The sequence below is a fragment of the Pantoea sp. sgz302252 genome, from assembly GCF_047713085.1.
Classification (GTDB): Bacteria; Pseudomonadota; Gammaproteobacteria; order Enterobacterales; family Enterobacteriaceae; genus Scandinavium.
In genome coordinates this window covers 13,974-29,705 of sequence record NZ_JBLFJW010000027.1, presented here as the reverse complement: position 1 = coordinate 29,705, position 15,732 = coordinate 13,974, and the positions used below count along the sequence as shown (strand labels likewise).

Here is a 15,732-nt window from a genome sequence, read left to right as displayed (position 1 = left end):
CCCGCAACGGCGCTAAGCGCCCGTAGCTCAGCTGGATAGAGCGCTGCCCTCCGGAGGCAGAGGTCTCAGGTTCGAATCCTGTCGGGCGCACCATTAACCCGGTGTCAGAGCTGCGGTGGTTTATGACCGCGTAGAAAAGATTTGCAGTGGTGGCTATAGCTCAGTTGGTAGAGCCCTGGATTGTGATTCCAGTTGTCGTGGGTTCGAATCCCATTAGCCACCCCATTATTTAAGAGTTTTGTGGCATGCGAAGGTGGCGGAATTGGTAGACGCGCTAGCTTCAGGTGTTAGTGTCCTTAGGATGTGGGGGTTCGAGTCCCCCCCCTCGCACCATAACTCTAAAGAATTGAACTAAAAATTCAAAAAGCAGTACATCGGCGAGTAGCGCAGCTTGGTAGCGCAACTGGTTTGGGACCAGTGGGTCGGAGGTTCGAATCCTCTCTCGCCGACCAATTTTGAACCCCGCTTCGGCGGGGTTTTTTCTATTCTGAATTCCCCCCTTTCTTTTCCTCGTAAATAAAATTCTTAAGCGCTGCTCATCTCTGGGAAATATGTCTCCAGATGGCGACATTTAATTCACTGATTCTCAGCTAATTCTGTATCAGGCAATTCTGGCGTCTCCCTTTGGCGACATCTCCTTTATTCCTAAAAGCACACACTCCCTGATATTGAGGGGTGCAAGAATGGCACGCGGTGTGCAATAATATCTGTGTAGATGCTCATTCCATCTCTTATGTTCGCGTTTACGCCTCATAAACTCAGGAATGACGCAGAGCCGTTTACGGTGCTTATCGTCCACCGACAGATGTCGCTTCGGCCTCATCAAACACCATGGACATAACGTTGAGTGAAGCACCAATTGTTGTCAAACAGACCTGTTTTAACGCCTGCCCTGATTTCAGTGCAGGCGTTTTTTTATGGGATTAATTCCGATAGCGGAATAATACGATCGCGACGAAAAATAATGCGCTGAAAGAAACGCACCACAGTGTCTGAATAGCGTTAAACCTCGCAGAGAGGACAACGGTTATTAAGGTGGCTGTCAGCGCAAACAGCAGAGCTTCGACTCTGGCATGGGGAGTTCGAAAAAAGAAAGGGGCCGAAAAGGTCCCTGCGACTGATGACAAACCTCTAACGAATACCGTTTTGTCATGGGTAGTAGAACAAAAAATAAGGAAAATCAATTCATTGATTTTCGGCTGCTCACCACAAAGAAGGAAAAACCACGCTTTTTCCTTCTTTGTCAGCAATCTGAGGGGCCGAAAAGGCCCCTTATTGCATCAGGAAGGTGAAGTGTTCTGAAGTGTGAGCAACAGCCCGTCCCGGCGCATGGCGGCGGCTTCTTCTGGCTGGTGCAATCTGTCCAGCGCATCGGCAAGCCAGGCATAATCAAAGGCATCCGGACGTTGTTTCAACGCTGCGCGGAACGCGACGGTGGCTTCCTGCCATTCGCTATGTTTCATCAGCGACTGGCCTAAGGTGCTCCACAACAGTGGGCGATCGCCCACGCTTTTGATTTGCTGACGCAGCACTTTTTCAAGCTGCTCAGGATTGTTGGTTTTCAGGCGCGGTACCGGCAGCAGCAGGCGATCGTCGTACTGGCGCTTCAGGCCGTCGATGATGATCTGCTGGGCGGTGTCATGATCGTCACATTCAATGAGGTGATCTGCCATGGCAACCTGCAAAGCAACCTGATGACGCGTCTTACGGCTCTGGTTTTTCCACCATTCACGCAGGCCATCGCTGCCCTGATCGGCACGAGCCTGATCCATCAAACCAATCCACGCTTGCTGTTCCAGCGCATCGCGGTGAGCCTGATCGCCGACATTCGCTTTCGCCATCGAAGGGATGATGTCGAGCAGCGAGCTCCATGCACCGGTGCGGATGTAGGCCTGTTCTGCCAGACGCAGGACTTCCGGGTGGCGCGGAGAAATCTCAAGCAGCCTGTCGATACCGTGACGTGCAGCGTGGTCTTCATTACGGGCAAGCTGAATTCGAACGCGGGTAATTTCTACCGGGATCAGATCGTTACCGGCACTTTCTGCGGCGCGCTCCAGGTGCTGGTTGGCACGCATTTCGTCGCCACGCTGTTGAGCCGCTTCAGCCGCCAACAGATAGTTCACCACCGGTTGTTCAGCGTGATCGGCATTTTTCGCCATCAGCTTCTCAACCTGCTGGTAATCACCTTCCGCCAGTTTCAGCAGCGCTTGTTCAGTCTGCTTACGGGCACGGCGGCGTTTGCGGCCGACGAACCAGCCGCGAGTGTGAGCGCCTGTACGGAAGATGCGGCGCAGGATCCACTCGATGACAAACAACACCACCATCGTCAGGATCAGGATGATCACAAGCCCCGTGACGCTGGTTTCGATGTTGTAGTTATCAGTCTGGATCAGCACATAGCCCTGATGACCTGCAATGATTGGTCCTACAACGATCCCGGCGATCAACAGCGCAAAGAGCAGTAATACTTTTAACATGCTTATTCTCCTTGCGGCGCAGCAGCGGCAGGCGCTTCAGCCTGAGGTGCGGCTTCTGTGGCGGCCACGGACGGCTGGGCCAGCAGATTACGCACGCGCGTTTGCATCAGTTTTTCCAGAATCGCCTGGCTTTGCAGCGTGTCTGGCACATCCATATTAATGTTCTGCTGGCTCAGCTTATCCAGCTCATCCAGGAACGCTTTGGTGGTGGCATCGTCGGTGTCGTAATAGGCACGCACCCACGTTGAAACGTTATCCAGCGCCTGTTTGTAAGTTTCTTCCTGATGACGCGGAACAGCCTGCGCGGCAACCAGCAGACGTGAGCGAATGTTTTCGCGCAGATAGACGTCCTGGTTTGGTGCCAGCAGCGGTACGGCTGTTTCGTCACGACGACGAATAGTAATGAAGCTGTCCATAAAATTCTGCCAGCTTTTTTGCAGGTTGACGCGCCATTCACTGAGGGAGCTTGAAAGCTCGCCGCCGTCGTCATCCATTGGGGAATCGTCGGTGCTGTTATCCGCCAGACGCAGGTTGTCGATTTGGTTCGACAGCTGATTCACTTTGAGAATAATGCCGTCGTAGTCGACCTGTGAAACGCCGGAAAGGCTCGTAACATCGTCGGTGATTGCGCGGCGTGCGCCAATCAGGCTCGGATCGTTCATGTCAGCCAGACTCGCATCGGCGCTTTTCAGCAGCGCTGAGGCTGTGGTGACATCCTGATCGCTCCACAACTTGCGGCCCGCCAGTTTTACGAGGAAATCGGCCTGAGCCAGCAGCCAGGTTTTGGCATCGCTGCCGGAAATGGTAGCGACTTTCTGCTGCAGCTCATCAAGCTGTTTATTGAGCGCATCTTGCTGATTCTTCGCTTCTGCCAGCTGAGCGGCCTGCTGCTTGATAACGCCTTCCAGCTCACTTTTCTGGGTTTCCTGCGCTTTTTGCAGGGCAGTCACCTGATTCACCAGCGCATCGCTGGCGGTGGTCTGATTCACGTTTTGCTGCTTAACCAGCCCATACAGGCCGGCACCCGCCGCTAATGCGATAGCGATAGCCACTACGCTCAGCACCAGTGGCGTTTTGTTGCTGCCATTTTTCTTCTCAGCGTTCTTCTTTTCAGCATTCTCCGGCTGTGGCGTGATATCCACGGCCTCCCTGGTCTCTTCAACCACGGCGGAGTTCTCTTTTTGTTCCGTCATTATGGCTTCCAATGTTGAGAGTTATTGTAAAGCACGCAGCAGCGCGTCGTTGTCGGCGCTATCGGCTACCTTGATGTTCCGCCAGCCCAGCTCCCGGGCCTGTTGTGCAAGACGTTCACTGACCACCAAAAGGTCGCAGTTTACCAGCCACTGCTCGCGATACCATTGAGGGATCAGCGACCAAAGGTGTTGTAACATTTCACCGCTGGTGATGACTATCTGGCTCACGCCGCGTGACTGCCAGCGCATCGCCTCTTCCGCACCGTCATAATGACGGTTACCACGTTGATAACATTCACAAAATATCACGCTGGCGCCACGGCTGCGTAAGGTTTCCCCCAGCAGTTCCCGGCCGCCATTACCGCGTAAAATCAGCGCTTTCTTGCCCGCAACCGATTGTAATTCCGGTAATTGTAGCAACACTTCGCTGATTTCCCGATCGAGGGGATAGCGAACGTGATGGCTGCTGACTTTATGTAACGCCAGCGCCGTGGTGCGTCCAATGGCGAAGTAGTCGGGTGACGACGGCCAGTGCAAGCCAAGTTGTTGCAAGTGAGCGTGTGCAAACTCTACGGCATGTTGGGAAAGGGCAAACAGCAGTGACTCTTTACCCAGGGCGGCGAGATGCATTGGCAACGCAGCCAGCTCGCGGCCTGGGGTAAACTCAATTAACGGAAAGCTCCAGGCCTCTCGCCCCAGCGCGCGCAGGCGGCTGACAAGTTCTTCTCCCTGAGGAGAGGGGCGAGTGACCAGAATGCTCATTCAGGCGCTTCTCCGTTATACACGTCTTTAAGGATTGCCCGAGCGCCGTTATCCAGCAGCTCTTCAGCAAGGGACACGCCCAGTGCTTCGGCATCTTTAGCGGGGCCGCGACGTTCGCCACGCACCATCTGGCTACCGTCAGGTGCGCCAACCAGCGCACGCAGCCACAGCTCACCGTCCTTTAATTCAGCATAGCTGCCAATCGGCACCTGACAGCCGCCTTCAAGACGAGTATTCATCGCGCGTTCTGCACGAACACGAACGGCGGTGTCATCATGATTCAGTGGCGCGAGCAGCGCACGGGTCTGCTCATCGTCGAGGCGGCATTCAATCCCGACAGCACCCTGGCCGACAGCCGGCAGAGACTGTTCTGGCGACAGCGCAAGGCGAATTCTGGATTCCAGACCCAGACGTTTCAGACCGGCAACCGCCAGAATGATGGCATCGTAGTCGCCGTTATCGAGTTTGCTCAGGCGCGTGCCAACGTTGCCACGTAGCGAACGGATCACCAAATCGGGGCGTTCAGCGGCTATCTGACACTGGCGGCGTAAACTTGACGTGCCAACCACGCTGCCAGCGGGCAGTGCATCAATGGAGTCAAAGTGATTGGAGACAAACGCATCGCGCGGATCTTCACGCTCGCAAATGGTGGTCAGCCCCAATCCTTGTGGAAATTCTACGGGCACATCTTTCATCGAGTGCACGGCAATGTCAGCGCGGTTTTCAAGCAGCGCAAGTTCCAGCTCTTTGACAAACAGCCCTTTTCCGCCCACTTTCGCCAGCGGGGTATCAAGGATCACATCGCCTCGCGTCACCATCGGCACCAGTTCTACGCTCAGGCCGGGATGGCATGCCATCAGGCGGTCTTTCACATAATGTGCCTGCCAAAGTGCGAGGGGACTTTGCCGTGTGGAAATTCTTAAAACTTTGTCTAACATGCTTGTTACCGTCGTTATCGTCCACTAGCCATCCTAACATTGTTGCTATAAGGATGTTAGTTTTCGAGTTTTTCTGAAAATCCAAAATCGAAGCAGGCGAGGCGTGCTGAAGAATTTACAGCGCTTAAACAGTGCTAAACTTATCTGTAGCGCATCTTTCTTTACCGTCAAACGGCAAGGTGTTAAATTGATCACGTTTTAAACCGTTTGTTAGCCCGTACTACCCAACCTGACGGCAACGGACGGTAGCGGTTCTTGTTGAAATTCTAAAATCCGTCACCCTCGCGGTACAACGGGTTTAAACATCAGGCGATATGTCTTGTACCTCTATATTGAGACACTGAAACAGAGACTGGATGCCATCAATCAATTGCGTGTGGATCGCGCGCTTGCTGCCATGGGGCCCGCTTTTCAGCAGGTCTACAGTCTTCTGCCGACATTGCTTCACTACCATCATCCGCTCATGCCGGGTTACCTCGACGGTAACGTACCCAAAGGCATTTGCCTCTACACGCCTGATGAAACTCAACGCCATTACCTGGACGAACTCGAACTCCATCGCGGCATGCCGCCGCAGGCGACTGCGAAAGGTGAACTGCCGATAACCGGCGTTTACTCGATGGGGAGCACCTCGTCTGTGGGGCAAAGCTGTTCCTCCGATCTCGACATCTGGGTTTGTCACCAGGCCTGGCTGGATAACGAAGAGCGCCAACTGTTGCAGCGTAAATGCAGTCTGCTTGAAAGCTGGGCGGCGTCGCTGGGCGTGGAAGTGAGCTTTTTCCTGATCGACGAAAACCGCTTCCGCCATAACGAAAGCGGCAGTCTGGGTGGTGAAGACTGTGGTTCAACGCAGCACATTTTTCTGCTCGATGAATTTTATCGCACCGCGGTACGCCTCGCAGGGAAACGTATTCTGTGGAATATGGTGCCGTGCGAAGAAGAAGAGCATTACGACGATTACGTCATGAAGCTCTATGCGCAAGGCGTGCTGACCCCGAACGAATGGCTGGACTTAGGCGGATTGAGCTCGCTCTCTGCGGAAGAGTACTTCGGTTCCAGCCTGTGGCAGCTGTATAAAAGTATTGATTCACCGTACAAAGCGGTGCTGAAAACGCTGCTGCTCGAAGCCTATTCCTGGGAATATCCCAACACGCGCCTTCTGGCCAAAGACATTAAGCAGCGTTTGCATGACGGCGAGATAGTCTCTTTCGGCCTCGATCCGTACTGCATGATGCTTGAACGCGTAACAGATTATCTCCTGGCAATTGATGACACCACCCGTCTGGATCTGGTGCGTCGATGTTTCTATTTAAAAGTCTGCGAAAAACTCAGCCGTGAGCGCGCCTGCGTGGGTTGGCGTCGTGAAGTGGTGGGGCAGTTAGTGAAAGACTGGGGCTGGAGCGAAGAGCGTCTGGCAATGCTCGATAACCGCGCTAACTGGAAAATCGATGAAGTGCGTAAAGCGCACAACGAACTGCTCGATGCGATGATGCAGAGCTACCGTAATCTGATTCGCTTCGCGCGCCGCAATAATTTGAGTGTTTCCGCAAGCCCGCAGGATATCGGTGTTCTGACCCGTAAACTGTACGCCGCGTTTGAAGCGCTGCCGGGTAAAGTCACGCTGGTCAACCCGCAGATTTCCCCGGACCTTTCCGAGCCGAACCTGACCTTTATCCATGTGCCGCCGGGCCGTGCCAACCGTACAGGCTGGTATCTTTACAACCGTGCGCCGAACATGGAGTCCATCGTCAGCCATCAGCCGCTGGAATATAACCGTTATCTTAATAAGCTGGTGGCCTGGGCCTGGTTTAACGGCCTGCTGACCTCACGCACCCGCCTGTTTATTAAGGGCAACGGCGTTGCTGACCTGGCAAAATTGCAGGAAATGGTGGCCGATGTGTCTCACCACTTCCCGCTGCGTTTACCGGCACCTACACCGAAAGCGCTCTACAGCCCGTGCGAGATTCGCCATCTGGCGATTATCGTCAACCTGGAATATGACCCGACGGCGGCGTTCCGCAATCAGGTTGTACATTTCGATTTCCGTAAGCTCGATGTCTTCAGCTTCGGCGAAGAGCAAAACTGCCTGGTGGGCAGCGTCGATCTGCTTTATCGCAACTCGTGGAATGAAGTGCGTACGCTGCACTTTAACGGCGAGCAAGCGATGATCGAAGCGCTGAAAACCATTCTGGGCAAAATGCACCAGGATGCCGCGCCGCCGGACAGCGTTGAAGTGTTCTGCTACAGCCAACACCTGCGTGGGCTGATTCGTACTCGCGTGCAGCAACTGGTCTCTGAGTGTATTGATTTGCGCCTTTCAAGTACCCGTCAGGAAACCGGGCGTTTCAAAGCGCTGCGTGTGGCGGGGCAAACCTGGGGCCTGTTCTTCGAACGTCTGAATGTGTCGGTGCAGAAACTGGAAAACGCGATCGAGTTTTATGGTGCCATCTCCCACAACAAGCTGCATGGCTTGTCAGTGCAGGTGGAAACGAACCATGTGAAACTGCCGTCTGTTGTGGATGGGTTTGCCAGCGAAGGGATTATTCAGTTCTTCTTTGAAGACACCAGCGATGATAACGGCTTCAACATCTACATTCTGGATGAGAGCAACCGGGCAGAGGTTTATCACCACTGCGAAGGCAGTAAAGAAGAGCTGGTGCGAGACGTCAGCCGCTTTTACTCCTCGTCGCACGACCGCTTTACCTACGGCTCAAGCTTTATCAACTTCAACCTGCCGCAGTTCTATCAGATTGTGAAGACGGACAACCGCTCGCAGGTCATTCCCTTCCGTACTCAGGCCATCGCCTCTGTTGCACCTGCTAATCAGGATGCTGCAGCACCGCTTTTACAGCAGTATTTTTCCTGAGAAATTGCCCGGTGACGCTACGCTTACCGGGCCTACAACGGCTTAATCCGTAGGCCGGATAAGCGTCAGCGCCATCCGGCATAAGGGTTTTGGGGAGAGTAGTGCGAGTGTCAAGGCGGCAGTATGATCGTTTTGCAGAGTCCAGCATCAATCACATAATAATATTCCAAAGACTTTTCATGGCACGGGTGGTAACCGGAAAACATGAGCCAAAAGGGGATTAAGTATGAAACGAAAAGAAATATAAATGCAGTGATGATACTGATAGGAAGGTAGAACTTTCCGATAAACGTTGGTTTCTCCGGCACCTTTGTCCCTTTTTGAAATAAGGCCCGTAGAATGAGGCAGAATACATATACCATAAACGGTATGGCGCCGACACATGCGGTTGACATGCCAAAGTTATATATAATATCTCCATGTTTTATTATTGACATGACACTACGTAGAGGTGCTGACGCAACGGCAAAATAAAGCATTACGAATATAATTATTAAAACTAAGATCGCCCAAGATTTAATGAATAATGTTTTTTTCCAGTTCGGCGATTGTTCTGTGTTCATTTTTACCAACTTGAGCCATAAGCGTCAATGAAGAACGCATTGTTGTGTTCACGATTCCATTGCAATATTCTTTGCTGCTCGCTGAGTGCTGGTTTAAGCTTTGCCTTAAGATAGTCCGAAAAATGCAATTCACGATCCAGAAAGTTTAGGCCTGCGTTAAGGAAAATCCCAGCGAAGAGTAGAGTAAGTGGACCAATGACACTCGCAGAGCCCAGTAGCTCATTAACAATTTCCCGGGCCTTTTCGAGCATCAGCAGCAGAATATGGTGGCTTTCAGTGATGAACGTTCCATTCATTAGCGCCATATCATTCAGCAGGGGGGGACGTTCTTCATCGTCATTGATGGCTTTCCCGAGCAGGGGGGATGATTTATCGAGAGGTTTTACAATGCTCAGTTCCTGATGATTGACATTTTGCACTCGCGAGAGCGCATGCTTGAGCGCGTAGACAACGATTTGATCAACGTGGGTGAGTTGAGCTTTATTACCGATAGAGCTAACAGACGCACACCCGCTGGAAATCAACCCTTGCTGACGCCCGTTTAGCGTTAAATAAACCAGGTCAGACATATCATCCCCTTTTAAATAATTAACTGGGTTATGTTTTTAGAGCTTTATTACGAAGAAGTAAGAGAGATATTGTTCCTCTGACGGCAAGAGATCAATAACTTTTATTAAAGCGTGGAGGAGTGAAATGCTGAAGGCTTATTTAAATGAATGGATGAAGCAATGCATATTCATTGAATAAATAAAATTAAAGCTGGATGTAGTTAAATGCCGTTTCCAGAAAGAAACGGCATTATGACCTATTAACGGAAAGTCACTTCCTCACCCGCTTGCTGAGTGGCAGCCTGCTCCAGCAAATCCCAGAACGTTTCGCCGCTGCGATCGCACACCCACTCATCTTCCTTGAGACTGAAGTGATAGCCGCCCTGTTTGGTCGCCAGCCACACCTGATGCAGCGGTTCCTGACGGTTGATAATGATTTTGCTGCCGTTTTCAAAACTGAGCGTCAGCACGCCGCCGTTGATCTCACAATCGATATCGCTGTCGCCGTCCCAGTCATCAAGACGTTCTTCAATGGTGAGCCAAAGTGTGTCGGCAAGGCGATGGAATTCACTGTCGTTCATTTTTGTTTCCCATTATTGCGTGATGGCGACAGTATATCGCTAAACGCTTGCTTTTACGTCTTCTCCTGCGATGATAGAAAGCAGAAAGCATCAACCACAGGCACTTTAGAATGAAGAACATTGTTGGACCTCTGGTCCTTATGACTGCGTTATTTACGCTGACGGGTTGCGGTCTCAAAGGCCCGCTTTATTTTCCGCCGGCCGATAAAACAGCCGCTCCACCGACCCAACCGGTAAACCCTGGAACGCAAAGCACCGAGCCGACTCGTAACGATCGCGGCGACAGCGGTGGCCCGACTCAGGTGAACTACTAAAACTCAGTCGTTGTTTCTGCGTGGATGGAGTAGATGATGCAGTTCTCTAAAATGCATGGCCTTGGCAACGACTTTATGGTCGTTGATGCGGTGACGCAGAACGTGTTCTTTTCGCCGGAGCTGATTCGTCGCCTCGCGGATCGGCATCTCGGCGTAGGGTTTGATCAACTGTTGGTGGTTGAGCCCCCTTACGATCCCGATCTCGATTTTCACTACCGCATCTTTAATGCCGATGGCAGCGAAGTGAATCAGTGTGGCAACGGCGCACGTTGTTTTGCGCGCTTTGTTCGCATCAAAGGCCTGACCAATAAACGTGATATCCGCGTCAGCACCGCTAACGGCCGTATGGTATTAAGCGTAACGGATGACGAACTGGTGCGCGTGAACATGGGCGAACCCAATTTCGAGCCTTCACAGGTGCCTTTCCGCGCTAACAAAGCGGAAAAGACCTATATTATGCGTGCGGCAGAACAAACAGTATTGTGCGGCGTGGTCTCGATGGGCAACCCGCATTGCGTTCTTCAGGTTGATGATGTGGATACCGCAGCGGTGGAAACATTAGGACCAGTGCTGGAAAGTCATGAGCGTTTTCCGGAGCGTGCCAATATCGGTTTTATGCAGGTCGTCAAACGTGATCACATCCGTTTGCGCGTGTATGAACGTGGCGCTGGCGAAACGCAGGCGTGCGGGAGTGGAGCCTGTGCCGCTGTTGCGGTGGGCATTCAGCAAGGCTTGCTGGCCGAAGAGGTACGCGTGGAACTGCCAGGCGGGCGGCTGGATATCGCCTGGAAAGGACCGGGTCAACCGTTGTATATGACTGGCCCGGCGACACATGTCTACGACGGATTTATTCATTTATGAAACAAATAGGGGAAGAGCAGCAGGCAGAACTTAGCGCGCTGGATGACAGTGCGGTGGTGGAGTATCTGTTGCACCATCCTGAGTTTTTCATTCGCAACGCACCGGTTGTGGAGCAGATGCGCGTTCCGCATCCCGTTCGCGGCACGGTGTCGTTGGTTGAGTGGCACATGGCCCGGGCGCGAAATCAAATCAACGTGCTGGAAGAAAACATGTCGCTTCTGGTGGAACAGGCAGCGGCCAACGAAAGCCTGTTCTATCGTCTATTGCATCTACAAACGCGCCTTGCGACGGCAGAAAGCCTCGATGATATGTTGAATCGCTTTCACCGCTGGGCTCGTGAGCTGGGTCTGGCGGGCGCAACTGTGCGCCTGTTTGCCGATCGCTGGCGCATTGGTGCACCGTCCAAATTCACCCAGTTGGCGCTCTCGCGTCAGGCCTTCGAACCGATTCGCATTCAACGCCTTGGTCGGGAACGGCATTTCCTTGGCTCGCTGAACGGCCCGGAATTGCTGGTCATGATGCCGGAAGCGAAAGCCATTGGCTCAGTGGCGATGTCGATGCTCGGCAGCGATAGCGATCTCGGTGTGGTACTGTTCAGCAGTCGTGATGTGCACCATTATCAGGCAGGGCAAGGCACACATCTTCTTCAGGAAATTTCGTTGCTGTTGCCTGGTTTGCTGGAGCGCTGGGTCGAGCGCGTATGACGGCCTCACCTTTAGCGACAGCCACCGAACGTTTCCTGCGTTATCTGGGCGTAGAGCGCCAGTTAAGTCCCATCACCGTATTGAATTATCAGCGTCAGCTTGATGCCATTATCGCTTTAGCCGAAGAAACCGGCGTCAAAAGCTGGCAACAATGTGACGCTGCCGTGGTGCGCAGTTTTGCCACACGCAGCCGCCGCAAAGGGCTTGGTCCTGCCAGCCTCGCGTTGCGCCTCTCCGCATTACGCAGTTTTTTCGACTGGTTAGTCGGCCAGGGCGAGCTACAGGTCAACCCGGCGAAAGCCGTTTCTGCGCCGAAAACGCCGCGCCATCTGCCGAAGAACATTGATGTCGACGATGTCAATCGTCTGCTGGATATCGATCTCAACGATCCGTTGGCCGTGCGAGACAGAGCGATGCTGGAGGTAATGTACGGCGCAGGCCTCCGTCTTTCCGAATTAGTCGGTCTGGATTTGAAACATCTCGATCTGGAATCGGGTGAAGTGTGGGTGATGGGCAAGGGCAGCAAAGAGCGCCGTTTGCCGATTGGCCGCAACGCGGTGCAGTGGATTGAACACTGGCTGGATTTACGCGGGTTGTTTGGCGCTGAAGAAGACGCGCTGTTTTTATCCAAACTCGGTAAGCGAATTTCGGCGCGTAATGTGCAAAAGCGATTCGCGGAGTGGGGCATCAAACAAGGGCTGAACAGCCATGTAAACCCGCACAAACTCCGTCATTCCTTCGCTACCCATATGCTGGAATCGAGCGGCGATCTGCGCGGCGTGCAGGAATTACTGGGCCACGCCAATCTGTCGACCACTCAAATCTATACCCATCTTGATTTTCAACACCTTGCTTCGGTGTACGATAAAGCGCATCCACGCGCAAAACGGGGGAAATAATGCGTTTTTACCGTCCTCTGGGCCAGATAGCCGCCCTGACGTTTGATCTCGACGACACCCTTTACGATAACCGCCAGGTGATTCGCCGCACCGAAAAAGAGTCGCTTGAGTTTGTTCGTAACTACCACCCAGCGTTGAATCAACTTGAGAGCAGCGATTTCCAGCAACTGCGCACGGCGCTACGCCAGACAGAACCGGAAATCTATCACGACGTAACCGAGTGGCGGCGTCGTGCGGTAGAGCAGGCGATGCTGAATGCCGGGTTGTCCGCAAGTGATGCGGAAATGGGTGCCAATGCCGCAATGATGAATTTCGCCAAATGGCGCAGCGCCATTGATGTGCCGCAGGAAACGCACGATACCCTCGCGAAGCTGGCAGAAAAATGGCCGCTGGTGGCGATCACCAACGGCAACGCGCAGCCAGAATTGTTCGGCCTGAATGAGTACTTCAAATTTGTGCTGCGCGCGGGCCCTGACGGGCGCTCGAAACCGTTCAGCGATATGTACCATCTGGCGGCTGAACGCCTTGATGTGCCGCTTGGGCAAATCCTGCATGTCGGTGATGACCTGACAACAGATGTTGCCGGTGCCGTCCGCTGCGGCATGCAGGCGTGCTGGATCAATCTGCTCGATGGCGACCTGATGCAAATCAATGACAGTCGCCTGTTGCCGCACATTGAAATTTCGCGGTTGGCATCCCTCACTACGCTGATATAATCACCAGCAACTCTGTATATATTAACAGGGGTTCTGCGAACCCCGATTTTCTCCGGCGGTGCCAATGGACGTTTCTTACCTGCTCGACAGCCTCAATGACAAACAGCGTGAAGCCGTAGCGGCTAAGCGTACCAACCTGCTGGTGCTGGCTGGGGCGGGGAGTGGTAAGACGCGCGTGCTGGTGCACCGCATCGCCTGGCTGCAAAGCGTGGAAAACTGCTCGCCATATTCCATTATGGCGGTGACGTTCACCAACAAGGCGGCGGCGGAAATGCGCCACCGTATCGCGCAGCTGATGGGCTCTTCGCAGGGTGGCATGTGGGTCGGGACTTTCCACGGCCTGGCGCACCGTTTGCTGCGTGCGCACCATCTGGACGCCAATCTGCCGCAAGATTTCCAGATTCTGGACAGCGAAGATCAGCTGCGTTTGCTGAAGCGCCTGATGAAAGCGATGAACCTCGACGAGAAGCAGTGGCCTGCGCGTCAGGGAATGTGGTTTATCAACGGTAAGAAAGATGAGGGCCTGCGTCCGCATCATATCCAAAGCTTCGGCAACCCTATCGAACAAACCTGGATCAGCGTTTACAAAGCCTATCAGGAAGCCTGTGATCGCGCGGGACTGGTAGATTTCGCCGAGCTGCTGCTGCGAGCGCACGAGCTGTGGCTCAATAAGCCGCATATTTTGCAGCACTACCGCGAACGCTTCACCAATATCCTCGTCGACGAATTCCAGGATACCAACAACATTCAGTACGCGTGGATCCGCATGCTGGCGGGCGACACTGGCAAAGTGATGATCGTCGGCGACGATGACCAGTCAATTTACGGCTGGCGTGGCGCGCAGGTGGAAAATATTCAGCGCTTCCTCAACGATTTCCCGGGTGCCGAAACTATTCGTCTGGAACAGAACTACCGTTCGACCAACAATATTCTGAGCGCCGCTAACGCCCTGATTGAAAACAACAACGGGCGTCTGGGCAAAAAGCTGTGGACCGACGGCGTCGACGGCGAGCCTATCTCGCTCTATTGCGCTTTTAACGAACTCGACGAAGCGCGTTTCGTGGTCAGCCGCATTAAAACCTGGCAGGACAACGGCGGAGCGCTGGAGCAGTGCGCCATTCTTTATCGCAGCAACGCCCAGTCGCGTGTGCTGGAAGAAGCCTTGTTGCAGGTCAGCATGCCGTACCGCATCTACGGTGGCATGCGCTTCTTCGAGCGTCAGGAAATCAAAGATGCGCTTTCCTATTTGCGCCTGATTGCTAACCGAAATGACGACGCGGCGTTTGAACGCGTGGTGAATACCCCAACGCGAGGGATTGGCGATCGCACGCTTGATGTGGTGCGTCAGGCCTCGCGAGATCGCCAGTTAACGCTGTGGCAGGCCTGCCGTGAGCTGCTGAAAGAGAAAGCCCTGGCTGGACGTGCGGCCAGTGCGTTACAGCGCTTTATGGAACTTATCGAAGCGCTGGCGCAGGAAACTGTCGACATGCCGCTGCATGTGCAGACCGACCGGGTTATCAAAGATTCCGGCCTGTTCATGATGTATGAACAAGAGAAAGGCGAGAAGGGCCAGACGCGTATCGAAAACTTAGAGGAACTGGTGACGGCTACGCGCCAGTTCAGCTACAACGACGAAGAAGAAGACATGATGCCGCTGCAAGCGTTCCTCTCCCACGCTGCGCTTGAAGCGGGCGAAGGGCAGGCGGACACCTGGCAGGACGCAGTACAGTTGATGACGCTGCACTCAGCGAAAGGTCTGGAGTTTCCGCAGGTATTTATCGTCGGGATGGAAGAAGGCATGTTCCCAAGCCAGATGTCGCTCGATGAAGGCGGGCGTCTGGAAGAGGAACGCCGTCTGGCCTACGTTGGGGTGACGCGTGCGATGCAGAAGCTGACCCTGACCTACGCCGAAACGCGTCGTCTGTACGGTAAAGAGGTCTATCACCGTCCATCACGCTTCGTGGGTGAATTACCGGAAGCGTGCGTGGAAGAAGTTCGTCTGCGTGCAACGGTGAGTCGCCCTGTGAGCCACCAGCGGATGGGCACGCCAATGGCGGAAAACGACACGGGCTACAAGCTTGGCCAGCGCGTTCGTCACCCGAAATTTGGTGAAGGCACCATCGTTAATCTGGAAGGCAGCGGCGAACACAGCCGTTTGCAGGTCGCGTTTCAGGGGCAAGGGATCAAATGGCTGGTTGCCGCCTACGCTCGTCTCGAAACCGTGTAACTTTAAGAAAATCATCATAATTTTTTAACGTTCTGCTAGTCTTAACTGCCTGAGGGGTGGAAAAATCCTCTGGCTTTTCGTTG

The 15,732-nt window shown here is 53.5% G+C and carries 13 protein-coding genes and 4 tRNA genes; 11 read left to right on the top strand and 6 right to left on the bottom strand.

Translation table 11 applies throughout. From position 1 onward, the window contains the following. The first annotated feature begins 16 nt into the window (after nucleotides 1-16). The 4 genes from ACLW56_RS18590 (at nucleotide 17) to ACLW56_RS18575 (ending at nucleotide 452) form a co-directional block, all read left to right on the top strand. Nucleotides 17-93 (top strand) — tRNA-Arg (locus ACLW56_RS18590). Nucleotides 94-149: 56 nt separating this feature from the next. Then, nucleotides 150-225 (top strand) — tRNA-His (locus ACLW56_RS18585). A gap of 22 nt (nucleotides 226-247) precedes the next feature. Next, a tRNA-Leu gene (locus tag ACLW56_RS18580) sits at nucleotides 248-333 on the top strand. Nucleotides 334-375: 42 nt separating this feature from the next. Then, nucleotides 376-452: transfer RNA gene (locus tag ACLW56_RS18575), tRNA-Pro, on the top strand. A gap of 828 nt (nucleotides 453-1,280) precedes the next feature. Here ACLW56_RS18575 and hemY read toward each other — a convergent pair. Genes hemY through hemC form a run of 4 tightly spaced genes read right to left on the bottom strand, consistent with a single transcriptional unit; the run spans nucleotide 1,281 to nucleotide 5,370 of the window. Continuing rightward, entirely contained in the window at nucleotides 1,281-2,477 is a 1,197-nt protein-coding gene (gene hemY, locus ACLW56_RS18570) for a protoheme IX biogenesis protein HemY (RefSeq protein ID WP_330985209.1), read from the bottom strand. Between the two features lie 2 nt (nucleotides 2,478-2,479). Beyond that, a complete protein-coding gene (hemX, locus tag ACLW56_RS18565) occupies nucleotides 2,480-3,670 on the bottom strand; it encodes a uroporphyrinogen-III C-methyltransferase (protein WP_330985208.1) in 1,191 nt (396 codons plus the stop codon). Nucleotides 3,671-3,691: 21 nt separating this feature from the next. Beyond that, nucleotides 3,692-4,432, bottom strand: coding sequence for a uroporphyrinogen-III synthase (gene hemD, locus ACLW56_RS18560; RefSeq protein ID WP_330985207.1), 741 nt, complete (start codon nucleotides 4,430-4,432; stop codon nucleotides 3,692-3,694). Continuing rightward, nucleotides 4,429-5,370, bottom strand: a complete 942-nt coding sequence (gene hemC, locus ACLW56_RS18555) for a hydroxymethylbilane synthase (protein ID WP_330985206.1) — start codon at nucleotides 5,368-5,370, stop codon at nucleotides 4,429-4,431. Before hemC ends, hemD begins: the two co-directional genes overlap by 4 nt. 319 nt (nucleotides 5,371-5,689) lie before the next feature. Between hemC and cyaA the strand changes: the two genes are divergently transcribed. After that, nucleotides 5,690-8,236 carry a class I adenylate cyclase gene (cyaA, locus tag ACLW56_RS18550; protein ID WP_330985205.1) on the top strand — a complete coding sequence of 849 codons (2,547 nt, stop codon included), beginning with the start codon at nucleotides 5,690-5,692 and terminating at the stop codon, nucleotides 8,234-8,236. Nucleotides 8,237-8,801: 565 nt separating this feature from the next. Here cyaA and tssD read toward each other — a convergent pair. Next, entirely contained in the window at nucleotides 8,802-9,368 is a 567-nt protein-coding gene (gene tssD, locus ACLW56_RS18545) for a type VI secretion system tube protein TssD (protein ID WP_330985204.1), read from the bottom strand. Between the two features lie 239 nt (nucleotides 9,369-9,607). Beyond that, on the bottom strand, nucleotides 9,608-9,928 hold the full coding sequence (gene cyaY / locus ACLW56_RS18540) for an iron donor protein CyaY (RefSeq protein WP_330985203.1): 321 nt from the start codon (nucleotides 9,926-9,928) through the stop codon (nucleotides 9,608-9,610). A 110-nt stretch (nucleotides 9,929-10,038) separates the two neighbouring features. Between cyaY and lptM the strand changes: the two genes are divergently transcribed. The 6 genes from lptM to uvrD all read left to right on the top strand — a co-directional run bounded on the left by lptM (nucleotide 10,039) and on the right by uvrD (nucleotide 15,649). Continuing rightward, nucleotides 10,039-10,242 (top strand): LPS translocon maturation chaperone LptM, encoded by a 204-nt coding sequence (gene lptM / locus ACLW56_RS18535; RefSeq protein ID WP_330985202.1) that lies wholly within the window; start codon nucleotides 10,039-10,041, stop codon nucleotides 10,240-10,242. 36 nt (nucleotides 10,243-10,278) lie between these two features. Further along, on the top strand, nucleotides 10,279-11,103 hold the full coding sequence (gene dapF, locus ACLW56_RS18530; protein ID WP_330985201.1) for a diaminopimelate epimerase: 825 nt from the start codon (nucleotides 10,279-10,281) through the stop codon (nucleotides 11,101-11,103). After that, nucleotides 11,100-11,807, top strand: coding sequence for a DUF484 domain-containing protein (locus ACLW56_RS18525; protein WP_330985200.1), 708 nt, complete (start codon nucleotides 11,100-11,102; stop codon nucleotides 11,805-11,807). The genes dapF and ACLW56_RS18525 overlap by 4 nt, the downstream gene beginning before the upstream one ends. Next, complete coding sequence (xerC, locus tag ACLW56_RS18520; protein ID WP_330985199.1) at nucleotides 11,804-12,706, top strand: tyrosine recombinase XerC; 903 nt, start codon at nucleotides 11,804-11,806, stop codon at nucleotides 12,704-12,706. The genes ACLW56_RS18525 and xerC overlap by 4 nt, the downstream gene beginning before the upstream one ends. Continuing rightward, nucleotides 12,706-13,422, top strand: coding sequence for a 5-amino-6-(5-phospho-D-ribitylamino)uracil phosphatase YigB (gene yigB, locus ACLW56_RS18515; protein WP_330985198.1), 717 nt, complete (start codon nucleotides 12,706-12,708; stop codon nucleotides 13,420-13,422). The genes xerC and yigB overlap by 1 nt, the downstream gene beginning before the upstream one ends. Before the next feature lie 64 nt (nucleotides 13,423-13,486). Then, on the top strand, nucleotides 13,487-15,649 hold the full coding sequence (gene uvrD / locus ACLW56_RS18510) for a DNA helicase II (protein WP_330985197.1): 2,163 nt from the start codon (nucleotides 13,487-13,489) through the stop codon (nucleotides 15,647-15,649). Nucleotides 15,650-15,732 lie beyond the last annotated feature (83 nt).